This window comes from Ruminiclostridium papyrosolvens DSM 2782, assembly GCF_029318685.1.
Classification (GTDB): Bacteria; Bacillota; Clostridia; order Acetivibrionales; family DSM-1351; genus Ruminiclostridium; species Ruminiclostridium papyrosolvens.
Genome location: NZ_CP119677.1, coordinates 4,429,325 through 4,451,350 on the forward strand (window position 1 = coordinate 4,429,325; position 22,026 = coordinate 4,451,350).

Below are 22,026 nucleotides of genomic sequence, written 5' to 3' on the forward strand. Positions count from 1 at the left end.
GGAAAAACGTTATCCGGGTCATACATACACGCTTTACAGCTTGTTCTCATTTGTATAGAACCTTAATACAAAAAGTAAAGTGAAACAGAATAAAAGGGTTAATATAAACTATATTTATTATTATCTATTCTATATCAGTACAAAATTACCTTTTTTATATAATAAAAATTTTAAAATCTTGTGGCTTATAGCTGTTTATAATTTTCTAATGATGCTATATAATATAGGTTAATATAACAATCAGTATATATGATTGGTTATACGAAAGGGGCTTAGGGCCCTTGTGATATGGTAGAACGGTGTTTTTTTATTTTATTAACGTAAAACGGTAGAAAGGTGTTGAATTTTAATGATTATTGTAATGAATCCAAAGTCAAATCAAATGCAGATTGATGATGTCATCAACGTTCTGAAAAATTCGGGATTGGGAGTACATGTATCTCAGGGTACTGAGAGAACTATTATCGGTATAATCGGTGATAAGACGGTTCTCCGTGATATTCCTCTTGAAATTATGCCGGGGGTTGAAAAACTGGTTCCAATAGTGGAGTCCTTCAAGCTGGCCGGAAAAACATTTCAGCCTGAACCCAGTGTTGTCAATGTAAATGGTGTGAAAATAGGCGGTAAGGAATTGGTTATCATGGCAGGTCCTTGTGCAGTAGAAAGCCGTGAACAGATACTAGAAGCAGCACAGGCAGTAAAAAGGTCCGGTGCCCAGTTCCTAAGAGGAGGAGCTTTTAAGCCCAGAACCTCTCCATATGCATTTCAGGGTCTTGAAGAAGAAGGTCTGAAGCTTCTCAAAGAAGCAAAGGATGCAACAGGCTTGCAGATAATCACAGAAGTAACCAGCGATAAGGCAGTAGAGGTGTCCATACCATATGTTGATATGTTTCAGGTAGGCGCACGTAATGTACAGAACTTCCAGCTTTTGAAGGAAATAGGTAAATCTATGAAGCCGGTACTTCTGAAAAGAGGCTCTGCAACCACTATTGACGAATGGCTTAATGCTGCCGAATATATAATGAGTGAAGGCAATTACAATGTTGTCCTTTGCGAAAGAGGTATCAGAACCTTTGAAACAGCTACAAGGAACACCCTTGATTTAAGTGCAGTTCCGGTAGTTAAAAACATGAGCCATCTGCCCATAATAGTTGACCCCAGCCATGCTGCCGGAAAGTCAAAATATGTAATTCCTCTGTCAAGAGCCGCTATTGCAGCAGGTGCTGACGGCCTTATAGTTGAAGTACACCCTAACCCAATGTGTGCATTATCTGATGCAGCACAACAGTTAAAGCCAACTGAATTTGATTCACTTTGTGAAGATATAAGTAAGCTTGCACCAATTCTGGAGAGAGAGTTTAAACATGGATGTTAAGAGTATATCTATTATCGGCCTGGGGCTTATTGGCGGTTCATTAGCCAAAGCCTTCAGTCACGAGTTTACGGATTTAAAAATATATGCAGTTGACAATTGTACCGAGTCTATTGGTTTGGCCGAAAAAGAAGGAGTTTTGAACAAGGGTTTTAGTATTTGTTGTGAAGAGATATGGAATTCCGATATCATTTTCATTTGTACTCCTGTCAGTAAAACAATAGAATATGTAAATGAATTATCCTCAAAAATAAAAAAAGGCAGCATTCTGACTGATGTAGCCAGTACCAAAGGAGAATTATTCAATTACATTGATGGCCTTGAAAACCCTCCCCTGTTTGTGGGAGGACACCCTATGGCCGGAACGGAAAAATCAGGCTATGTAAATTCAATAGCTCACATGTTTGAGAATGCCTACTATGTTTTGACACCTACAAAGAGTTCCAGTGAAGATGCCATAAGTACAATGGAAAATCTCCTAAGAAAGATAGGAGCTCTTCCTATAGTAGTTTCCTCCAAGGAACATGATACAGTTACAGGCTGCATAAGCCATGTACCTCATATTATAGCTTCTGCGTTGGTGTCTCTTGCTAAAAACAATGAAAACAGCCATGGCTTGATAAAGCTTCTTGCAGCAGGAGGATTCAAGGATATTACCAGAATTGCATCTTCAAATCCTTCCATGTGGAAGGACGTAGTTATAAGTAACGGACCTGTTGTTGTAAAGCTTTTAGAGGACTTTAAACATATAGTTGACAGTATGATAGACAATATAAAATCAAGTGAAAACAAAGAAATATACAGTTTTTTTGATAATGCGAAAGCCTTCAGGGATGGTTTTTCCAATACTGCCACCGGGCTGCTTCCAAAAAACTTCGAGTTGATTGTAGATGTTACCGATGAGCCGGGAATTATTGGAAAAATAGCAACTCTTCTTGGTAATAGCGGAATAAACATAAAAAATATAAATGTATCCAACAGCCGTGAGTATGAGCAGGGCTGCCTTAAAATCACCCTGTCTGATCAGGCAAATACAGATAAAGCTTATGAAATACTGGAAGCCTCTTCCTACATGGTTTTTAGAAAAGATTAGCCTTTTAAGAACACGCAAAAGCCGGCATGTATAAAATGCCGGCTTTCTTATTATTCTCTTTCAAACTTGTCATTGAGTTTATATCCAAGAACCATAAGGCTGTCACTCAAGTGCACGTTTTCCACTATTACATCATATGGAATTTTTAAATCCATAGGCGAGAAGTTCCACAATCCCTTTACTCCCAATCTGGCAACTCTGTCAGCAACGGTTGCTGTCTCCCTGTAAGGAACACAAAGCATTGCAATGTCAACGGGGTTATGTAGTATAAACTCCTCAAGTAAATCAAGATTCATAACCTCAAAATTTTTGAGTTTTTTCCCTATAACTTCCGGATTGACATCGAAAATTCCGATTACTTTGAAGCCTCTTTTTACAAAGTTTTCATAATTGGATAATGCCTGTCCCATATTTCCTGCACCAATTATAATACAATAAAAGGTCTTGTTAATACCCAGTATATTTCCTATCTCATTATATAAAGACTCTACATTATATCCATATCCCTGCTGTCCGAAACCGCCAAAGCAATTTAAATCTTGTCTTATCTGGGAAGCAGTTATTCCCATACGGCCACTTAGCTCTTTAGAAGACACTCTCTTAATACCAAGTTCAAGTAAATAATTCAAGTATCTATGATAACGGGGAAGTCTTTTTATTACAGCCATTGAAATTTTCTTTGAAGCCATTAAAATCTTCACCTCATAATTATTAGTGTTCGTATTATATCATCTTTGTTATTTTATTGTCAATATCAAGGCTCAACCCTCTGTTACTACATTTCCCCTTATTTATTTTACCATGTTATTCACGCGTTATACTTCGTTACATACCTGTTGATTATCGAAAATAGTTTAGTGTCGCACTGTTAATTGTGATAAAATAGTACTTGTGTCATTTACAAAAGATTTTTAAAGGAGAAATTTTAATGAAGGTTTTGCACTTAATTGGCGGAGGGGATGTTGGAGGCGCTAAAGTACACGTCCTGTCACTCGTAAAGGAACTTACTTCCCATATTGATGTTACTCTTCTTAGTTTAAGACCTGGAGCCTTTGCAGATGAAGCCCGTGCAATGGGAATAAACGTAAAAGTTATAAAGTCCTCTAATATAGTTACAGATATACGCAACGCAATAGATTTTGTAAAAAAGAATAACTTTGATATCATTCATTCACATGGTGCCAAGGCAAATATTTTTGCCTACGCGATTAAAAAAGCCTGCCATATACCGGTAATAACAACAATGCACAGTGACTATAAACTTGATTATCTCCAAAGTCTGCCTAAAAGGCTTTCTATAGGGTTATTCAATTCATGGGTGCTTCACAGTCTGGATTACTATATTGTCGTTACCTCTGCTTTCAGAAAAATGCTTATAGACAGAGGCTTTGACACAAATTCAATATATACAATTCTTAACGGAATAGATTTTGATAAAAAGCTCAATGACTATTCAAGAGAAGAATTTGCTTTAAAATACGGAATCCAATTAGATAAAGACGATATACTAGTAGGAATAGCAGCAAGATTGACCCCTGTTAAGGGCATAAGTACTCTTTTAGAAGCAGCCAAGCTGGTTGTAGAGAAAAATCCTAAGGTAAAATTCCTTATAGGCGGAGACGGTGAAGATTATAAGTCCCTTACCGCCCGCTGCCATCAACTGGGTTTGGAGAATAATGTATTCTTCTTGGGTTGGCTTAATGACCCCTATGAATTAATGAGTATCATTGATATAAGTGTACTCACCTCCATAAGTGAGGGTTTTCCATATTCTATTCTGGAGGGCGCTTGTTTTTCCAAGGCTACTGTCAGCAGCCGGGTTGGAGGAATTCCGGACCTAATAGATTCCTCGGTAAACGGTTATCTTTTTGAACCACTTGATTATAAAACCCTTGCTGAAAATCTTCTGGAGCTGTCAATTGACCATGAAAAACGATTAGAATTCGGAAAAAGGATATATGAAAAGGCATACAAGAACTTCTCTTTGGATGCCATGTGTAAAACTCAGCTTGAAATCTATACTGAGATTCAAAATGATGTTTTAAATAAGTCCAAGGGTAATAAATACGATGTAATCGTGTCAGGTTACTATGGTTTTGGTAATATTGGTGATGATGCAATGCTCAGGTCAATTGTTGATAATTTCAAAGAACAAAGGCCCGGTATATCTATCCTTGCCCTTTCCAAGAATCCTGTAGAAACCGCTCGCAATTATGGGGTAAGCGCCATTAACAGGAAGAATATGTTCAAGGTGTATTCATCAATGAAAAAAGCCAAGCTTTTCGTATACGGCGGAGGCAATATTATTCAGGACAGTACCAGTTCGCGCTCCCTGATGTTCTATCTGGGAACAGCATGGCTTGCAAAAAAACTGAAACTAAAAATAATGTTTTACGCAAATGGGATTGGCCCAATAAATAAAACAGGTAATACGGAACATTCCCGTAAAATATTGAATATGGCTGATGTGATTACCGTAAGAGAAAGATTTTCATTAAACGAACTTAAAAAAATGGGTATTACGGGGCCTAAGATTGCTTTGACAGCCGATGCTGCATTTGCCGTCAATATTAACCCTGAGGACTTAAATGACAGCCATAATTTTTCGGGGTTGTCCCCTGATAAAAAATACGCCGGCTTTTCAGTAAGGAGATGTCCCGGCTTGGAAGAACAACAGCATGTGAAATACGAACAGGCCATTGCAGAAGCAGCTGATTACGTTTTTAAGAAATATGGTCTGGAACCTGTATTCATCCCAATGGAATACAATGTTGACATATTTACGATAAAAAACATAATTGCAAAAATGAAAACAAAAAACTATATTATAAGCAATAATCACACTGTTATTGAAACGTTCTCCGTAATACATAAAATGGACATCATGGTGTCCATGAGACTTCATGCTTTAATTTTTTCGGCTTATTTGAAAGTACCATTTATGGGAATCAGTTATCAGCCAAAGGTTGACGGATTTTTGGAGTATATTAATCAACCCTCTGCCGGAAATGTTAAGGAAATCACTTTTGAACGTTTGCGCTCAAAAATTGATAATGTCATACAGAATCGTGAGCCCATTAAGGCTGTTCTGGAAAACTCCGTAGACATTCTGATATGTAAGGCCCGTGAAAACTCTCTGTATGCAATCGAATTAATTTCTGAATAAAAAGATACTATAAAACACGCAGTTCAAATTGGCTGCGTGTTTTTTTAATGGTTTTTATGTTTCAAGCTGTTCTGTAACCTCAGACCACACTTCGTACAACTCTTCAAGCTTATGCTGTGCCTGCTGCTGTTCCTCATTCAACTCCAAAAGTTTTTCATGGTCTGTGGCAAATCTGACCATCTCCTCTTCTAACTCCTTTAGACGGGTTTCAGTCTTCTCTATAGCCTTTTCAGTGTCAGAGAGCTGTTTCTCCAACTTACGTATCCTGCTGCGTTCTTCTTTTGTAGCCATGTGACTTTGTTTTGCCTCTGAAATTACAGGCTGCTCTTTTAGTACCGAAGCAACATTCTTTTTGTAATGTTCGGTAAAATAGGTATAGTTTCCTAAACAGTCTATTGCAGGATTTGTCCCTATATCAATAATTCTTGTTGCCAGTTTATCTATAAAGTATCTGTCATGGGAAACCACCAAGAGAGTTCCCTCATAGTCACTTAAGGCATCCTCTAAAATTTCCCTTGAATTTATATCCAGATGGTTTGTAGGCTCATCAAGGATTATAAAATTGGAATCCGAGAAAATTAACTTGAGCATTGCAACTCTGCTCTTTTCACCGCCGCTTAAAACAGATATCTTCTTGAAAACATCTTCCCCTGTGAACAGGAATGCACCCAATGCTGTTCTGACTTCTGACTGAATAAGCTTCTGGTCTACACTCCACACTTCATCTAACACAGTATTGTTTTCATCTAGGTCAGACATTTCCTGGTCGTAGTAGCCAAGATTGACCTTTGCCCCATAGCTGTACCTGCCCGAGGATGCCTTTAGCCTTCCTGACAGTATTTTTAAAAGTGTTGATTTTCCACACCCGTTAGGTCCTAACAGAAATACTCTTTCGGCTCTTTTGACCTTAAAGTTGATATTTGTAAAAAGCTCCTTACTGTCAAATGACTTTGAAACACCCTCTACATCCAGAACATCATTACCACTCGTAATTGTCTGTCTGAATTTCATTCTGATAGTAGATGGCAAATCGCTTGGCTTTTCTACCTTTTCCATCCTGTCCAGTGCCTTCTGACGGCTTTCTGCTGCAATTATGTTTCTTTCCCTGTTCCACCTTCTCTGCTGCTCAATATAGGCTTCCTGACGGGCTATTTCCTTTTGCTGCTGTATATAGTGCTTTTCCTGAATTTCACGGTTCACTGCCTTTTGCTTAATGTAGTTTGAGTAATTGCAATTATATACTGTGCTTGTGCAATTCTCCATCTCAATTGTCCGGCTGGTTACGGAATCCAGAAAATAGCGGTCATGAGATATAATAAAAAGGCACTTTTTATAGCTTTTAAGATAATCTTCCAGCCACTCTACTGCTGATATATCCAAATGGTTTGTAGGTTCGTCCAGCATAAGAACATCCGGCTCCTCCAAAAGCACCTTAGCCAAAGCAAGCCTTGTTTTCTGACCCCCACTTAAAATACTTATCTTACAGTCAAACTCATGTTCTTCAAAGCCAAGACCTCGCAGCACACCCCTTATACGGCTGTTGTATTCAAAGCCCCCAAGATATGAAAAACGTTCCGTCAGGCGGCTGTATTCCTTCATAAGTGATTCCAGCTTTTCCTGCTCCTTAGCAGAACTTATTTCTTTTTCAACTCTGTTGATTGACTTTTCCATTTCAACCAACTCTCTAAAAACATCACGAAGTTCATCCCATAATGTATTATCTGAGTTTAAAGCAGAGTTCTGCTTTAAATAGCTTACATTCAAATCTTTTGAAATAAATATTTCTCCGTTTTCCTGCTGCAGTTCACCGATTATAAGCTTAAACAGAGTAGACTTACCGGCACCGTTGACACCAACCAGCCCTACCTTGTCATTTTCCTGCAGACTAAAGGAAACATTATTTAAAATGGTTTCTGTACCATATGAAAAATCAATATTATTACAGTTTAGTACTATCACCGTAGTTCTCCATTTGCTAGTATTTTGTATTACTGAGTTTTATTTATTATAACAAACTATAGCACCATAAGCATAGTCTTTTTAGTTTATCTCTTTACAGCAAAAAAGCCGGGGTATGTTATTAACAACACATTCCCGGCATATATCGGGTAAAATATTTAGAATTTATAAAGAAGCGCACCCATTGTATATCCGGAACCCACCGAACAGAGTATGGCATATGAGCCTTCAACTATTTTGTTGGTCTTTTTTGCTTCGTTAAGAGCAAGTATAGGGCTTGTTGGACCGGTGTAGCCATATTTATTTCCAACATATATTATTCTCTCCTCCATTACATTCAGCTTTTCTATAGTAGCCATAATATCGGCCTTGGAAAACTGAGAGAATAAATAAAGTGACACGTCCTCAGGTGTGAGGCTATTCTTATCCAACAGGTTATATATTAATTTACACCAGTTATCGGACAAGAAACTAAAATCGAACTGATTCCATTCCATCATTTTCATTCTTGTATCCACAGAATTGTCAGTAATTCTTGAGAAGCCGCAAGCCGGATTTTTTATAGTCCAGTTATAGCTGCAATCTGTGTAAAACCCTGAATCAATTACACCGCTTCTATTTTTCTCGGTTATTTTTTGCAGTATGACAGCAGCTGACGCATCGGCTGTTGAAGGATATACAACGATATCGTCCTCCCTTGCACAGGGGGTTATCATACAGCTGGAAACCAATAACACATTATTTATATCTTTATTTTTAATATATGAATCTATTATATCTAATGCTGAAATCATACTTATACAGTTTGAATTCATATCAAATACAATATTTGCTCGTGAATTAAGCTTACTACTTATCATCAGTGCATTTGATGGCGATACATATTCCGGAAAATCGGATGCAAACACTATCATATCAATATCATTAATATCAATTTTTGCATCGGCAATAGCTTTTTTTGACGCTTCTATCGCCATTGTTACTGAATTTTCGTTTCCAAATTTTTTTGCTTTAAATCTCCTTTCCCTACCTAAGTGTTTCAATAAGGGCCTCGGGTCCTTATTCATTTTTTTAAAGTGTTCGACAAAATATTTATTGTCGATTTCATTTTTGGGGTGATAAGTCCCTACACCCATAATTTTAAGATTGAAAAACATCTGAATACCTCCTATTTTTTATATTATTTTATATTATTTTGTATTTTGCGTCATTTATTTACTTAATTATATAATAATAGACATTTTTCCAAAAATCAATACGTTTTAACAAATTTTACAGAAAATGTAACAATTATGTTGAAGTGTGTTACCTTAAAGGATATAATATAAACTGTAATTTTTTTTATTTAGCCTTACCGCATTACCGCACTAAATTTTTCTGCTTTTTGCTTTTCACTACGTAAACATTGGTTTGGGGGTAGATTAATGAACATGCTTAGTCGTTTGGTAGAAGAACAGCTGCATCAAAAAAACAAGATTGTACTGCTGTGTTTGTTCGCTTCAATTTCATTAAGAGTAGCGGTGGATTCCATTTTTAAAATGCCTCTTGATGATATCTTGATTTTAGCTATTGTAGGATATGCCTTATGTGCAATCGGTGCGGTTTTCTCTTTTAAGAAATTGTTTCCGAAAGCAATTATGTATTATTTTACAATTACTATGGGAACCATCAGTTTTATCATGATTAGCAATAATCCAAGTCTTACTACATACCTTACAGTTTATCTAGCCATTGTCATTGTCAGCATTTATAGTGATATAAGACCTGTACTGGTCTGTTCTGCGATAGGTTGTTTTATTACCACTTATTGTTTTTATAATTATAAGCCTGAAATATTTGCCAAAAACACATTTATTGACATGCTATTTTTTAATATGTACATATTTGTGTCAGCTTTTGTTCTGTTCTTCCTGAGTTATCTCACAAAGAAATTATATCTTCAGCTTGAGGCTACTGCCGTAAATGCTATTTCTTCAAAAGAAAAAGCCGAAGGTCTGTATAACGAGATAAAAGCGGCCAGCCAAAGTCTAGCAGTCATAAGCGGGCAAATAAAGGATAGTATAGTTTCCACTCAGGAAATATCTGATGGCATTGGACAGGCTATCACCATCGTGGCAGAAGAAGCCCAGATGGAAGTAACAAGTATCCATAAAATAAAAGAATTATTTGAACACGGTAAAAGCAAAATGGTGGTATCCATGGAAGCATCCAATGACATGGATTCTGCAGTAAAAAGCGCCGTATCCAACATTGTAAGCGGCAGTGATTATGTAGATAATTTATCAAAAGAAATGAAGCAGGCTTTAGACACAATGACCTTGGTAGAAAAGCTTGCTACAGACTTAATAGGGAAAAACAAAATTATTAATAATATATTGACTTCAGTTAATAATATTTCAAAGCAAACAAACCTGCTTTCCCTAAATGCTTCTATAGAGGCAGCCAGAGCAGGCGATGCCGGAAAAGGTTTTTCAATTGTAGCTCAGGATGTCCGGAAACTGGCTGAAGAATCAAATATTCTGACCCATAGAATTGAAAGTATCTTGAAGGAAATGGAAGAAAATGCCCTTAATGTTTCAAAAGAGATTGTTAAAGAAAAAATTTACATTGATAACAGTAACTCCATTACTGAGGCAACAAAAGATATCTTTAACAAAATTAAAGACGAAATCCGCTGTATAGAGGAAAAAACCAATCATATTAAAGTGACCTCATTAAATTTGTACCAATCTTTTGAATCAACTGATGATGAGGTTAATGTAATAAGTGATAATACCGAGAAAAATGCTGCTACGGCAGAAGAAGTTACTGCATGTATCAGCGAACAGAACAGTCGTATGAATATTATTGAGGAAAACTATATCAAGCTCAATTCTCTTATAGATGAACTTAATAATTTTAACGAATAACAAAACCACAATTAATGGAGCTGTAGCAAAACAGAAATTTTTTCTGTTTTATTACAGCTCCACTTTTATGTAATTTAAAATTTATATAGAAGTGCTCCCATGGTATATCCCGAACCCACCGAACACATTACTGCGTATGAACCTTCAACTATTTGGTTATTTTCCTTAGCCTCATTGAGAGCTAGAATTGGGCTGGTTGGCCCGGTATATCCATATTTATTTCCAACAAAAATCACCTTGTCCTCCCTCACATTGAGTTTGTCAATGGTGGACAAAATATCTGCTCTTGAAAATTGTGAGAACAAGTACAAGGATACATCCTCAGGGTTTAAGTTATTGTTTTCCAATAGATTATTTATCAACTTAGTCCAATTTTCTGATAAAAAGCTGAAATCAAATTGGTTCCATTCCATCATTCTCATTTTTGCTTCAACGGAAGTGTCTGTAATCCTGGAAAATCCACAGGCAGGCAGCTTTATAGTCCAATTGTAGCTGGAATCAGTATAGAAATTTGAATCCATAACACCACTTCTGTTTTCATCCTGAATTTTTTGAAGAACTACTGCTGCAGATGCATCTGCCGTGGATGGGTAGACAACTATATCGTCTTCTTTTGCAAATGGGGTTATCATACAACTTGAAGCCAATAGAACATTTTTAATATTTTTGTTTTGAATATATGATTTTATGATGTCCAGAGCTGAAATCATGCTTATACAATTGGAATTCATATCAAAAACAATATTAGCTTTTGATTTTAGCATACTGCTAATCATTAATGCATTTGTTGGCGATACATATTCCGGGAAATCAGATGCATACACTATCATGTCCAAATCCTCGACACAAATACCTGCATCCTCAATGGCTATTTTTGATGCCTCAAAAGCCATTGTCAACGAGTTCTCATTTCCAAATTTTTTTGCTTTAAACCTCTTTTCCCTTCCTAAGTGGTTCATTAGCGGACTTGGGTCCTGATCCATTTTCTTAAAATGATTTACAAAATATCCATTATCAATTTCTTCTTCCGGGTGGTAAGTCCCCACTCCAATTATTTTCAGATTGTCGAACATTAGCAAATACCTCCTCAAATAGTATATAGAGTTACAATTTAACTGGGATGTAATAATTATGCTAATCATATAGTAATAAACAATTTGTCATAAATCAATATAAAAATCTTATAAATTTCGCCACATAATACTATTAATCTTTATTAAATGATATAATTTTACGAAAAATATTGTATATTTTTGTAATGTTTGTGTTGTATTACTAAAGTTGAAAGGATATAATATGAATTGTAAATTTTATATTTTTTTTAAAAATGTTGGATTTACATTTCTTAAAATTCCACTCTTCTTGTACAACTTCATAGTTATTTTATTTTTTTTATTCTAGGGGGTAAGTGCTAATGAATATGTTCAGTCATTTGGTCGAAGAACAGCTTTATCAAAAAAATAAGATTGTGTTACTTTGCTTACTTGCTTCAATTTCTTTACGAGTTGCAGTTGATTCCATTTTTAAGATGCCATTAAAGGGTATTCTCCTTCTGGCATTAATCGGGTATCCTTTGTGCATCATAGGCGGTTTTCTTACATTTAAAAAAATACTCCCCAAAACCACCATGTATTACTTTACCTGTACTATGGGAACTATCAGTTTTATTATGATAACCTGTAATCCAAGTCTCACAACATACCTCACCGTTTTCCTTGCTATAGTTATTGTCAGCATTTACAGTGATATCAGACCTGTTCTCGTTTGTTCATCTATAGGTTGTTTCCTCACAACTTACTCATATTTCAATTTTAAAGCAGAGATTTTTAAAGATAATACAATTATTGATTTGGTATTTTTCAATATGTACATATTTGTATCTGCTTTTGTATTGTTTTTCTTGAGTTATTTAACAAAGAAGCTGTATGTAAAGCTGGAAGATACGGCTATAAATGCAATATCCTCCAAAGAAAAAGTGGAAAATCTATATAAAGAGATAAAAGTAACAAGCCAAAGTCTTTCAACAATAAGTTCTGACATAAAAGTGAGCATAATTTCTACAAAAGAAATCGCAGAAGAACTTGGAAAGGCATTTAATATTGTAGCAGAGGAAGCTGAAAAGGAAGTAGAAAGTATCCATAAAATAAAAGATTTGTTCCAGTCGGGTAAATCGAAGATGGAGTTATCAATAGAAGCATCAAATGCAATGAATTCAGCTGTAGAAAGTGCAGTATTAAATATCGGGACAGGAAGCGATTGTGTAGATAATTTATCCGAAGAGATGATAGACGCCTTCAATACAATCAATTTAGTTGAAAAATTGGCTACTGACTTGATTGGTAAAAATAAAATGATACATAATATTTTATCCTCAGTTAACAATATCTCTACTCAAACCAACCTATTATCGCTGAATGCTTCAATAGAAGCCGCAAGAGCAGGTGAAGCCGGTAAGGGCTTCTCCGTTGTAGCTGAAGAAGTAAGAAAACTGGCTGAAGAGTCAAATAATCTTACTCATCAGATAGAATCCATACTAAAGGAAATGGAAAAAAACGCACTGGATGTGACCAAAGAGATTATAAAAGAGAAGAAATACATAAATAACAGTAAGTCCGTAACCGAAAAAACCAGGGACATCTTTAATCAAATAAAGGGTGAAATTCACACTATAGAAATAAAAAACAATCATATTAAGGATACTTCTTACGATTTGTATAAATCCTTTGAACTTACCGATGATGAGGTACTTCTAATCAGTAATAACACCGAAAAGAACGCCGCCACTGCGGAAGAGGTAACAGCAAGCGTTAACGAACAAAATAACAGAATGGATGTAATTGAAGAAACCTATTTGAAGCTGGATAAGCTTATTGAAGAACTTAACAGCTATAAGGGCTTGTAAATTAGATTCAAGTCAAATAAAATGGGGTTGTAGCAAAATTATTTTTATCTTTCTTAACCTGTATAAATTATATCAATGGAAGCTTGGTTAAAGATATTTGCAGATGTTTATGGTTGAACATGGATGTTTTACCGGAAAACCTACACGATGTAGGTTTTAGCGAAACAATGAATCATGGACGATGAATGTGAGCGACGGTAAAATATCCTATGATGAGCCGATAGAAACTCTTGCAAATATCTTGGAAGCAATCATTGATATAATTTTATACGGGAGTAACAGTGTTAAAACAGAAAAACGTTCTTGTTTTGCAACATCCCCATTTTGTTAATATATTTTAGTCAGAGCTTCCGGCACTGCCCTGCTTCTTCTGAATATCGTTAGCGCCTTTCTTATAATAGCTGTCTATTCCCGTTTTTATTGCAACTGCCAGCTTATTCTGATAATCCTCAGTAGCGAGCCTTTTTTCCTCGTCTGCATTTGAAAGGAAACCACATTCAACAACAACTGTAGTTGTTTTCAGGTTTTTGAGAATTATTATAGGGTCCTTTTTTACAAGAGCAACCCTGTCATTGGCGTTATCTACGTTAAGCCTGATTGCATTTTGAATCTCATCTGCCAACTTTTTGCTTGTATCGGATTTTGGAGGAAAGAAAACCTGAGCGCCATGGTACTGCGCCTGAGGGAATTTATTAAGGTGAACACTTACTGCTAAATCAGCACCGGAATCATCCATTATTCCTTTTCTTCTCGTTAAGTCCTCTCTTCTTTTCTGGATAATGTTATTGCTATCAGTAGTATAAATAAGACGGTCTGAATCCCTTGTGAGGATAACCTTGTAATTGTCCTTTTCCAGCATGCTCTTTAACAGCATAACTATATTAAGGTTTATGTCCTTTTCCTTTAGTCCGGAATAATCGCTTACTGCCCCCGGGTCCTCTCCTCCATGGCCTGCATCCAAAATAACGGTTCTTACGGCAGGTGCACCTTCTCCGGGAGCCTGATTTCCGTCTGCTGTTACGGGTTTTGAGTAATTAACTGTCAATCCGATGCTTAATACTGTTATGGACATAAGTAATAATAGAACAACAAATAATATATTCTTTTTGCTTATTAATACAATCATGGGTATCCTTCCTTCAATCATTTTTGAGTATCTTATTACTATGGATATTCAGCTTAGTCCCACTTATGCATAAAAGCAAAACAAATTGTCCCAACATAAAAAAACAGGAGCACTCGCCCCTGTTTTATCTGAATCTATTTTTTATTTAGTGTAAACCAAATCTTCTATCTCTCCGCCCAGCTTTTTAATTATTGCTCTCATCTGATTAAAGGTAGCAGCATCAAGCTCATGGATATTTTTAAGAACATATCCTCTCAGTAGAGGAATTGCCCTGCCATCCCCGTAATCACCAAGTATTTCTACCATAAGAGTAAGGTTTGAAACTGTACGGAAGGCATTTTTCATGAAAAAGAATATCTCGTCGGCTCTGTACTTGTTTTCATTGCAAATTTCAGCAACACATACCAGAAAATGCTCCTTTTCCATCTGATTTTGTACAGCATCAAAGGCCTTTAGCACGTCGTCCAGAATGCTTACACCATATGCAACAATTGCAGCACAAATTGCTTCTGAAATCATTTCATCCTGTGCGTTTTCAATTAATAAATCAATTAGCTTTTGCTTGTATTCTTCCTCTTGTAGGCAACCTATGGCATACACTGCTTGAGAAACAGCAGGGTAAATATCATCTAGGTTGTTCTGTTTAGCCGAAAGTGATTTATTAGCATAATCAAATAACATATCAGAAGCAGTTTTTCCGCCATAATATTTAAACCTGTCAATTAATATATCAGGAACTCCAACATCCGAAGTACTTGCAATGCTCAAGAAAAATTCTAACAAATCCTCCAGTGAAGAAAGTGAATTGATAAATTCCAACGGTGTCATTCCATTCAGTTCCTGCAAGCCTGTTGCAAGCCATTTTCCTTCTATATCTGCAATTAAGGCCTCTTCATCAATTTTTATTTCGCTGTTTTCAGCAACAGCTCTTTCTTCAAGGTATTGATTAAAGCCCTCTTCTATTGCACTGTTGTAGCTATTTGAAATAATCAAATTTTTGTCCATTTAAAAAAACCTTCTATTCCTTCTTGGTTTTTGCTTCCTTGGCTGTAACCCAAAGAGCTTTCTGGTGTATTCAGTAATATCAAACTTCTTGCAGCCTGCAAAATAACCTAAAAACGAAATCAATATAACTGTAAACCATGCCACTGCATAACCTGCTACAGAATAATTCATGGATTTTTCAATAAACAGCATTGGTGCGGCCAGACCCTTTATAAGGTTAAGCTTCAGCACCGGAAAATCAACTCCCTTAATTGATAAATCAAGAAATGATATTACTACTTGAATTACTGCAAAGGGTATTACAGCAAGAATTCCGTATATTGCTCCGTCATAATACTTTACAGAACCATACCGACGCTTGTCCACTCCTGTTAAGTGATGGAGTTCCGCATAAGTAAAGGCAAGCATTATTACGAATACAAAAACCGAAAACAAGCTCAGTCTCTTATAAAACCCCAGAAAAAATATGTAGAAAATAATCATGGTGAGTAAATAAGATTTTAACACTGCCCAGCTTCCGTATAAATACTTTTTCATAATTCTCCTTTCAAAACCACAAATAAGTAAGCTTCAATATTATATCATTATGACAAAACAATGTAACTATTTCAAGCTAAAAATCACATTCAATCAGGCCTTTTTTTATTGTTTGAAGCTTAGTATAGTTTGTCAATTTATTGCCTTTAAGATACAGAATATTTAAATTTTTCAGCTTTGTAAGGGGTGAATAATCAGTAATGGCATTCTCCCTGATATAAAGCTCAGTAAGATTAGTCATACCTGCTAAAGCACTTATATTAGAAACCTTATTGCTGTTTATCGAAATGACTTCCAGTTTTGTCAGCCCTTTCAGCGGTGAAATATCTTTAATGCTGTTTTTATACAAATATAGAACTCTAAGATTTTTTAATGAAGCCAAAGAAGACACACTAGTAAGCTGTGTATTGCTTAAATCCAGATATTCCAGATTAAAAAGCTGCTTTAAATCGTTTAAGCTCTTGTACCCTGCGGGAATTTTCAGTCTGTACACTTTGGCCAAATCTGACCTGTACACCGTACCGGAAGGTTTGGATATTTTTGCTCTTACTGCTTTTTCAACTACTTTATCAGTAAAGGTTGCTTTTATCTGTGACACCGGTACTGTTTTGTAAAGGGACTTAATAATTGCATCCCATACGTCAAGGCCGTAACCCTTTGCAGTACTGCTGGTATAATCAGGGACATTCGAAAGACTCCACAGGGATATTCCTCCTATGCCATACTGTTTTGACATATCAATCTTGACTGCTACACTTCTGCTGTTTTCGTAAAGACAAATGTTTTGCGTATTATTGCTTGTATTGAAATATTGCATAAAAGAACTTTCAAGTTCATAGTTGTAGCCGTATGTAATAGACTTACCGTTACCGTCCTTATTAATAATTCTGTCATACAGCATTTTATACGTTGGAGGAGGCAGAACTTCCAAGCTCACAGCCTTTTTGCCTATACTTTTCCATGTAGAACCTTTAGGAACCTGAAACCTCCATTGCGCAGCATCAAAGCTTATCTGAAGCATTATCTTTTTCAAATTACTCTTACTGACGTATTTTTTTACGTCCTCCATTACACGCTGAATTTGCTTTATAGGTGCAAGACTGTCTATAGGATTCAGACTGTCATAGCCGGTATACTGCATCACCTGTTCTTTTGTTAGCTTTGTCAAAGGCTCATAGTCATGGGCCATTATTATCATTTTGTCAGCTACCTGAGAAATTGTAGAATAATCGTATCCCGAGTAATAAAGTAAAGGATTAACTGCAACATACAATTTTTTATTTATTTTTGTGAGACTTAATTTAAGTTCTTTAAGAAACTGGTTAAAGAAACCGCTCATTTTCTGCCCGTTTAGTCCTTCGATATCAATAACAACTCCGTCAAAGAAAATATTACTCCCCTTTGATATATCACTTTTCATCAAGTCGGTTATTGCTTGAATAGCTTTATCCCTCTGCTCTTTGTAAGGAAGAATTTTTTCAGCATTTGCACTGTCAGAGAAGATTCCCATTTGAATTGACTTGTTCTTACTTTTTGCGTATTTAAGGACCTCTATATAATCATCGGGATAATAAAAATCAGTATTCCCATTTTTTCCGTATGTAGTATTTATACCTCCTGTCAGGTCACCGTAAAATCTACCCCACAAAAAGCTGACAGAGTCAAGGGAATCTATATATTTTTTTATACTATCGGAAAACGTTGCTCTCGAAGGATAAAAAGCATGCAAATCCAGCTCTTTTACTTCTGCTGCCTGTGCTATAGGTTCTACCGGGAAAACAAAGCCAAAAGCCATTGCCAGTATAAGCATAACACAGATAAGTGTTCTACACATCTTCATATTTTTACAACTCCTACTTCTTTTAGTTATATATTGATTTTACCACATCGAGCTTAGTCCATATGTTAAAAATTAGTTACATAGCAAAGAACAAATACATACCTGTTATCATACAATACACTATGCAATCAAAAGCCGTTTATAAAGGAGTGTTTGCAATGAATATAGGTGATAAGGCAAAAGAGTTTACAAATGCAGTAATGGGTACAAAGGAATACTCAGAGCTTAAACAGGCTAAAACCGTTATTGATAAAAACAAGGATTTACGTTCTAAAATTGAGGATTTCAAGAAAAAAGAGGATGCCTTATACAAAGGTAAGCTTTCCTCCGGTGAAGCTCAGAAAAGAGCAACAGAATTAAACAAAAGCTTTGAAAGTCTGAATAGTATCCCTGAGGTCAGCAGGTTTGTTAATGCAGAAAAAGCTTTTAATGATATGCTTCAAAAAGTTTATAGACAAGTTAACTCTGCCCTTGAAGCATCTTTAAAATAATTTACTTATTTTTTTATTTATATCGCTAAAAAGCCGGATTTTATTCTCCGGCCTTTTTAGCTTTAATTATTTATACTGCATTATGAACAAAAGAAACTATTGATGCTACCGGTATATCAGTAACCGAGCCTACTGTGTAGACAGGCATTGAATCCCAACCGCCTGCCGATGCGGCTCCGTTTATACTTGCCGGTAAAACAGGTCCGGCGCCATAGCCTCCGGATGAACCACATCCGCCGCCCATAACTGCTCCACCGCCGCAACCATACCCCGGATTAAATCCGGTACATGCATTACCTAAAGAACATCCCGGTGGAGGGCCTATTCTAGTTATCAATCTAACAAATACAGAGTTTACAGCTAACAATACTCCGGTAAAACCAGAGCCGGATTGACCACCGCTGCTTGTAAAAATAGTTACGGTCTGACCTATATGACTTGCAAGCAGTGCGTCCCAATTAGCATATCCACATCCTTCTCCCATTTGAATAACTCCTTTCAAAATACATTTATCGAGTAACAACTCTTAGTTCATATTATGTCGACACTATACATAATGTTACTTTTATATAAACTTAAACCTTAAAAGCTTTAAAAATACAGAGACTGGCAAATAACCAGTCTCCTAAGGCATTTAAAGCTATTCATTTTATTCCATTTCTTAAACTGCATTATGGACAAAGGAAACTATTGATTGTACAGGTATATCTGTTACTGAACCCACAGTATATACCGGAATTGAATCCCAGCCTCCCGCAGTTACAGCGCCGTTTACACTTCCGGGAACTATAGGGCCTGACATTCCGGCACCATATCCGCCACAGCCTGAACCGCTGAAACCTCCTCCGTAGCCATCTCCTACTGAAAAGTTCGAGCATGAATTTCCAAGAGAGCATCCCGGGGGTGGGCCTATTCTGGTTAGAAGTCTTACATATACACAATTAACAGTCATCAGTACACCTGTGAAACCTGAGCCTGACTCGCCACCGCTGCTTGTAAAAATGGTTACTGTCTGACCTATATATTTTGCCAGCAAAGCTTCCCAGTTCATTACGGGCGCACACGCTGCTGCCTTTGTCACTCCACGTTCAAATTCAAATTCTTCTGACATTCCACTTCCTCCTTAAATACTTAAATCTAATTCATCTTATGTGAACTTAAGAGCAAATGTGACTGAATTGAAATTAAAAACACCAGCCTGACGCTTCCGTCAGGTTGGTGTTTTTTCCCACTATCTCAGGCTCAATAACTATAGTTATTGCAACCGTAATTAAACTGCATTGTGTACAAAAGAAACAATTGCACAAATAGGTATATCTACTACCGAACCCACTGTATAAACAGGCATATTGCTCCAACCGCCTGCATTAACAGCTCCAACCTGACTTGCAGGTCCAACTCCATAAGCTGAACCGCAGCCTGAGCCATAGCCTCCGCCGTAACCGCCCTGTGAAAATCCACTGCAGGAATTACCCATAGAGCATCCCGGAGGTGGACCAATTCTGGATATTAATCTTACAAAAACATTATTTACTGTTAAAATTACTCCTGTAAAACCTGACCCTGACTGTCCACCGCTACTTGTAAAAACTGTTACTGTCTCTCCTACATAATTTGCAAGCAAGGCACCCCAATTTGCTACAGGGGATATACCTCCACATCCACATCCATCTGACATAATACACTATCTCCTTTCATTTATTTCATATAATAATTTATGTCCACTAATCAACCTGTGTTATTTTTGAGATGACTTTTAATCTTATGTATCCTTGAATATTTCCACTCTGACTTTTTCATAAGGTTCTTCGTCCCTGCCATTTGACTGTGAAAAAACATGGATATCCATACATGCGTTTTGCATACTTTCATATCCGGTGCCATCATTAGATATTACATCATATTTTGTTACGTTATGGAGATTAAATGGTATTACGTTGCCGGTATCATCCACATAATTGATTTCCATTTTTTCAATTTTGGAATCTAAAGGACTGGTCCAATACGGTTTAAAACCAACTCCTATAATTCTACCGCTAACACCATGGGAAGGTATATTCAGCCTGCACCCTTGCCTGGCAAGATTCAAGAGCGCAAACTTTAGATTTTCGATTTGTTTATAATTCATTAGCGTCACTTCCGTAAACCTACCACCAATAATCAGCTACTACATCTTATGTTTACTTGGCAGCTAAGGTTACATAAATTATTTGCCAGATTAGAGAATGTGGGTATTTTACCCTATTTTTGAAAGGAAAGAGCATACTATATCTGTTGGTATAAATTAGAATCTTCTTTTGCTATTCTTTGTTGCAAAAGGGAAAAAATCCTTTTGGATTCACTTACAAACAAGTCAATTTCATTAGTTATTTTTGTTCTGGTATTAAAACGATCTTTATATGCCATGAATTCGGTACTTATCGTTCCCATTTCATCTATATATGCCTGTGCTGTAGTCTGTACTTCAGAATTACTGCTTTTTAGAAGCTGTGGATACATGTACTGGTCTTCTGTATTAAGGTGAACTTTAAGTTTACCGGCAAGATTACTTATCTTTGATGAAATCTCAAGAGCCTCATTGGCAATGTTTTTATGGTTTATATAGGATTTAATATCTGACAGAATCTCAGCAATCTCTTCATGCTGCCTTTTTAAAGTTTCTAAATATAACATTTATCGTCCTCCTGCAATTTTATATTCCTTATATACCCCATGTAATTGCTCTAAAACATTGTTACTCATGAAGTTGCTTTTCTTTTTTCAACTTGCTAATCTTTCTTAGATACCCTATTACTAGCCAAGTAAGAAATACACCGAATATTCCGTTAATGCAAACCAGAGGAGAAATAAAAGCCATATAGTTACTGTTATATCTTAAACTTGAGAATATTCCGTTAATAATATTAATTAAAAATGCAAACAGGTTTAGTAATCCTATAGTACCCATAAAAGTACTTATTCTTCTGTAATGATTAATCTTTGACTCTATATCGGAATATATGTCAAAGGGACCTTCTGAAGATTTCTTTCTAAGAAAAATCCAGCGATAATATGTAGCAACACATTCAATACCACTTTCCTCTAAAAACCTTATATATGCCATACTTTCGGCGTTGGAGGGGACATGTTCCAGAAGTTCCAGTCTGTAAATATACTCGTTATTTGGTGTTTCGGCAAAAACATACCTGCACCATGAATAATCCGTTAATGCCATGCCCTTGGATGACATTTCATTGAGCCATTTTTCCTCTTTTTCAAAATCCCAATATGCTTTCCATACAACATGTTTCATTAAAATTCACCTCCTGTAATCTTCTTGCCATTTTCAACTAACTCATCCAATCTAACTATCTCACCATTAATAATCTCTTTACCCAAATCAGTTATTTCATATTCCTTTTTTCTTGAGTCCTTTTCTACATTAATGGCTTTAATCCAGTTTTTCTCCAGCAATGTATTAATTGCTCCATACAAAGTACCTGCTCCAAGATTAACTCTCTGCTTGCTTAAATCCTTTACATTTTGCATTATCCCATATCCATGCAGCGGTTTATACAGCGAGAGTAGAATATAAAATACAGCTTCAGTTAATGCGCCTCGCTCCTGACTTTCAGGCATTTGAATCA

The 22,026-nt window shown here is 36.2% G+C and carries 22 protein-coding genes; 7 read left to right on the forward strand and 15 right to left on the reverse strand.

The annotated features are described in order from the left end of the window. Positions 1-349 precede the first annotated feature (349 nt). Together aroF and P0092_RS19560 are read left to right on the forward strand one after the other, a co-directional pair. The gene (gene aroF, locus P0092_RS19555) at positions 350-1,375 is read left to right on the forward strand and encodes a 3-deoxy-7-phosphoheptulonate synthase (protein ID WP_004621536.1); all 1,026 of its coding nucleotides are present in this window, start codon (positions 350-352) and stop codon (positions 1,373-1,375) included. Further along, positions 1,365-2,465 carry a prephenate dehydrogenase gene (locus P0092_RS19560; RefSeq protein WP_004621535.1) on the forward strand — a complete coding sequence of 367 codons (1,101 nt, stop codon included), beginning with the start codon at positions 1,365-1,367 and terminating at the stop codon, positions 2,463-2,465. The genes aroF and P0092_RS19560 overlap by 11 nt, the downstream gene beginning before the upstream one ends. Positions 2,466-2,515: 50 nt before the next feature. On the opposite strand, the gene P0092_RS19565 is transcribed toward P0092_RS19560, so the two are convergent. After that, positions 2,516-3,154, reverse strand: a complete 639-nt coding sequence (locus P0092_RS19565) for a redox-sensing transcriptional repressor Rex (RefSeq protein ID WP_004621532.1) — start codon at positions 3,152-3,154, stop codon at positions 2,516-2,518. Positions 3,155-3,393: 239 nt separating this feature from the next. Here P0092_RS19565 and csaB point away from each other — a divergent pair, with 239 nt between their 5' ends. Next, on the forward strand, positions 3,394-5,631 hold the full coding sequence (gene csaB / locus P0092_RS19570) for a polysaccharide pyruvyl transferase CsaB (RefSeq protein WP_004621531.1): 2,238 nt from the start codon (positions 3,394-3,396) through the stop codon (positions 5,629-5,631). Between the two features lie 54 nt (positions 5,632-5,685). Here csaB and P0092_RS19575 read toward each other — a convergent pair whose 3' ends face one another. After that, complete coding sequence (locus P0092_RS19575) at positions 5,686-7,590, reverse strand: ABC-F family ATP-binding cassette domain-containing protein (RefSeq protein ID WP_004621529.1); 1,905 nt, start codon at positions 7,588-7,590, stop codon at positions 5,686-5,688. A 158-nt stretch (positions 7,591-7,748) separates the two neighbouring features. Next, positions 7,749-8,747, reverse strand: coding sequence for a 3-oxoacyl-ACP synthase III family protein (locus P0092_RS19580; RefSeq protein ID WP_004621526.1), 999 nt, complete (start codon positions 8,745-8,747; stop codon positions 7,749-7,751). Positions 8,748-9,014: 267 nt separating this feature from the next. Here P0092_RS19580 and P0092_RS19585 point away from each other — a divergent pair, with 267 nt between their 5' ends. Continuing rightward, positions 9,015-10,499 carry a methyl-accepting chemotaxis protein gene (locus tag P0092_RS19585; protein ID WP_004621524.1) on the forward strand — a complete coding sequence of 495 codons (1,485 nt, stop codon included), beginning with the start codon at positions 9,015-9,017 and terminating at the stop codon, positions 10,497-10,499. 74 nt (positions 10,500-10,573) lie between these two features. Here the strand turns inward: P0092_RS19585 and P0092_RS19590 are convergent, their stop codons facing one another. Beyond that, positions 10,574-11,572 carry a 3-oxoacyl-[acyl-carrier-protein] synthase III C-terminal domain-containing protein gene (locus P0092_RS19590; protein ID WP_004621523.1) on the reverse strand — a complete coding sequence of 333 codons (999 nt, stop codon included), beginning with the start codon at positions 11,570-11,572 and terminating at the stop codon, positions 10,574-10,576. A 341-nt stretch (positions 11,573-11,913) separates the two neighbouring features. On the opposite strand from P0092_RS19590, the gene P0092_RS19595 reads away from it, so the two are divergent. After that, the gene (locus P0092_RS19595; protein ID WP_004621521.1) at positions 11,914-13,401 is read left to right on the forward strand and encodes a methyl-accepting chemotaxis protein; all 1,488 of its coding nucleotides are present in this window, start codon (positions 11,914-11,916) and stop codon (positions 13,399-13,401) included. 187 nt (positions 13,402-13,588) lie between these two features. Beyond that, positions 13,589-13,732 (forward strand): hypothetical protein, encoded by a 144-nt coding sequence (locus tag P0092_RS19600; RefSeq protein ID WP_199398958.1) that lies wholly within the window; start codon positions 13,589-13,591, stop codon positions 13,730-13,732. A 6-nt stretch (positions 13,733-13,738) separates the two neighbouring features. Here the strand turns inward: P0092_RS19600 and P0092_RS19605 are convergent, their stop codons facing one another. The 4 genes from P0092_RS19605 to P0092_RS19620 all read right to left on the reverse strand — a co-directional run bounded on the left by P0092_RS19605 (position 13,739) and on the right by P0092_RS19620 (position 17,909). Beyond that, entirely contained in the window at positions 13,739-14,527 is a 789-nt protein-coding gene (locus tag P0092_RS19605) for an N-acetylmuramoyl-L-alanine amidase (RefSeq protein ID WP_004621519.1), read from the reverse strand. Positions 14,528-14,668: 141 nt separating this feature from the next. Further along, positions 14,669-15,532 carry a hypothetical protein gene (locus tag P0092_RS19610; protein WP_004621517.1) on the reverse strand — a complete coding sequence of 288 codons (864 nt, stop codon included), beginning with the start codon at positions 15,530-15,532 and terminating at the stop codon, positions 14,669-14,671. Continuing rightward, positions 15,533-16,069, reverse strand: coding sequence for a hypothetical protein (locus P0092_RS19615; protein WP_004621515.1), 537 nt, complete (start codon positions 16,067-16,069; stop codon positions 15,533-15,535). 76 nt (positions 16,070-16,145) lie between these two features. Next, on the reverse strand, positions 16,146-17,909 hold the full coding sequence (locus tag P0092_RS19620) for a leucine-rich repeat domain-containing protein (protein ID WP_004621513.1): 1,764 nt from the start codon (positions 17,907-17,909) through the stop codon (positions 16,146-16,148). A gap of 158 nt (positions 17,910-18,067) precedes the next feature. On the opposite strand from P0092_RS19620, the gene P0092_RS19625 reads away from it, so the two are divergent. Further along, positions 18,068-18,400 (forward strand): YlbF/YmcA family competence regulator, encoded by a 333-nt coding sequence (locus P0092_RS19625; protein WP_040759269.1) that lies wholly within the window; start codon positions 18,068-18,070, stop codon positions 18,398-18,400. A 70-nt stretch (positions 18,401-18,470) separates the two neighbouring features. Here the strand turns inward: P0092_RS19625 and P0092_RS19630 are convergent, their stop codons facing one another. From P0092_RS19630 to P0092_RS19660, 7 genes are all read right to left on the reverse strand, one after another. After that, the gene (locus tag P0092_RS19630; RefSeq protein ID WP_004621510.1) at positions 18,471-18,884 is read right to left on the reverse strand and encodes a hypothetical protein; all 414 of its coding nucleotides are present in this window, start codon (positions 18,882-18,884) and stop codon (positions 18,471-18,473) included. Between the two features lie 177 nt (positions 18,885-19,061). Further along, positions 19,062-19,511, reverse strand: coding sequence for a hypothetical protein (locus P0092_RS19635; protein ID WP_004621508.1), 450 nt, complete (start codon positions 19,509-19,511; stop codon positions 19,062-19,064). A gap of 159 nt (positions 19,512-19,670) precedes the next feature. After that, a complete protein-coding gene (locus tag P0092_RS19640) occupies positions 19,671-20,078 on the reverse strand; it encodes a hypothetical protein (protein WP_004621506.1) in 408 nt (135 codons plus the stop codon). An 84-nt stretch (positions 20,079-20,162) separates the two neighbouring features. Beyond that, the gene (locus tag P0092_RS19645; protein ID WP_004621504.1) at positions 20,163-20,528 is read right to left on the reverse strand and encodes a hypothetical protein; all 366 of its coding nucleotides are present in this window, start codon (positions 20,526-20,528) and stop codon (positions 20,163-20,165) included. A gap of 137 nt (positions 20,529-20,665) precedes the next feature. Further along, positions 20,666-21,073: a hemerythrin domain-containing protein gene (locus P0092_RS19650; RefSeq protein WP_004621502.1), complete on the reverse strand. Its 408-nt coding sequence runs from the start codon at positions 21,071-21,073 to the stop codon at positions 20,666-20,668. Between the two features lie 61 nt (positions 21,074-21,134). Then, positions 21,135-21,692, reverse strand: a complete 558-nt coding sequence (locus P0092_RS19655) for a DUF2812 domain-containing protein (protein ID WP_004621499.1) — start codon at positions 21,690-21,692, stop codon at positions 21,135-21,137. Beyond that, a complete protein-coding gene (locus P0092_RS19660; RefSeq protein ID WP_004621498.1) occupies positions 21,692-22,018 on the reverse strand; it encodes a PadR family transcriptional regulator in 327 nt (108 codons plus the stop codon). The genes P0092_RS19655 and P0092_RS19660 overlap by 1 nt, the downstream gene beginning before the upstream one ends. Positions 22,019-22,026 lie beyond the last annotated feature (8 nt).

What these genes read in the sequence shown, in the direction of transcription:
- P0092_RS19620 (WP_004621513.1), bottom strand. Translation starts at nt 17,909, where the DNA reads ATGAAGATGTGTAGAACACTTATCTGTGTTATGCTTATACTGGCAATG.
- P0092_RS19615 (WP_004621515.1), bottom strand. Translation starts at nt 16,069, where the DNA reads ATGAAAAAGTATTTATACGGAAGCTGGGCAGTGTTAAAATCTTATTTA.
- P0092_RS19660 (WP_004621498.1), bottom strand. Translation starts at nt 22,018, where the DNA reads ATGCCTGAAAGTCAGGAGCGAGGCGCATTAACTGAAGCTGTATTTTAT.
- P0092_RS19650 (WP_004621502.1), bottom strand. Translation starts at nt 21,073, where the DNA reads ATGTTATATTTAGAAACTTTAAAAAGGCAGCATGAAGAGATTGCTGAG.
- aroF (WP_004621536.1), top strand. Translation starts at nt 350, where the DNA reads ATGATTATTGTAATGAATCCAAAGTCAAATCAAATGCAGATTGATGAT.
- P0092_RS19560 (WP_004621535.1), top strand. Translation starts at nt 1,365, where the DNA reads ATGGATGTTAAGAGTATATCTATTATCGGCCTGGGGCTTATTGGCGGT.
- P0092_RS19625 (WP_040759269.1), top strand. Translation starts at nt 18,068, where the DNA reads ATGAATATAGGTGATAAGGCAAAAGAGTTTACAAATGCAGTAATGGGT.
- P0092_RS19645 (WP_004621504.1), bottom strand. Translation starts at nt 20,528, where the DNA reads ATGAATTATAAACAAATCGAAAATCTAAAGTTTGCGCTCTTGAATCTT.
- P0092_RS19610 (WP_004621517.1), bottom strand. Translation starts at nt 15,532, where the DNA reads ATGGACAAAAATTTGATTATTTCAAATAGCTACAACAGTGCAATAGAA.
- csaB (WP_004621531.1), top strand. Translation starts at nt 3,394, where the DNA reads ATGAAGGTTTTGCACTTAATTGGCGGAGGGGATGTTGGAGGCGCTAAA.
- P0092_RS19595 (WP_004621521.1), top strand. Translation starts at nt 11,914, where the DNA reads ATGAATATGTTCAGTCATTTGGTCGAAGAACAGCTTTATCAAAAAAAT.
- P0092_RS19565 (WP_004621532.1), bottom strand. Translation starts at nt 3,154, where the DNA reads ATGGCTTCAAAGAAAATTTCAATGGCTGTAATAAAAAGACTTCCCCGT.
- P0092_RS19580 (WP_004621526.1), bottom strand. Translation starts at nt 8,747, where the DNA reads ATGTTTTTCAATCTTAAAATTATGGGTGTAGGGACTTATCACCCCAAA.
- P0092_RS19605 (WP_004621519.1), bottom strand. Translation starts at nt 14,527, where the DNA reads ATGATTGTATTAATAAGCAAAAAGAATATATTATTTGTTGTTCTATTA.
- P0092_RS19640 (WP_004621506.1), bottom strand. Translation starts at nt 20,078, where the DNA reads ATGTCAGATGGATGTGGATGTGGAGGTATATCCCCTGTAGCAAATTGG.
- P0092_RS19590 (WP_004621523.1), bottom strand. Translation starts at nt 11,572, where the DNA reads ATGTTCGACAATCTGAAAATAATTGGAGTGGGGACTTACCACCCGGAA.
- P0092_RS19585 (WP_004621524.1), top strand. Translation starts at nt 9,015, where the DNA reads ATGAACATGCTTAGTCGTTTGGTAGAAGAACAGCTGCATCAAAAAAAC.
- P0092_RS19655 (WP_004621499.1), bottom strand. Translation starts at nt 21,692, where the DNA reads ATGAAACATGTTGTATGGAAAGCATATTGGGATTTTGAAAAAGAGGAA.
- P0092_RS19635 (WP_004621508.1), bottom strand. Translation starts at nt 19,511, where the DNA reads ATGTCAGAAGAATTTGAATTTGAACGTGGAGTGACAAAGGCAGCAGCG.
- P0092_RS19630 (WP_004621510.1), bottom strand. Translation starts at nt 18,884, where the DNA reads ATGGGAGAAGGATGTGGATATGCTAATTGGGACGCACTGCTTGCAAGT.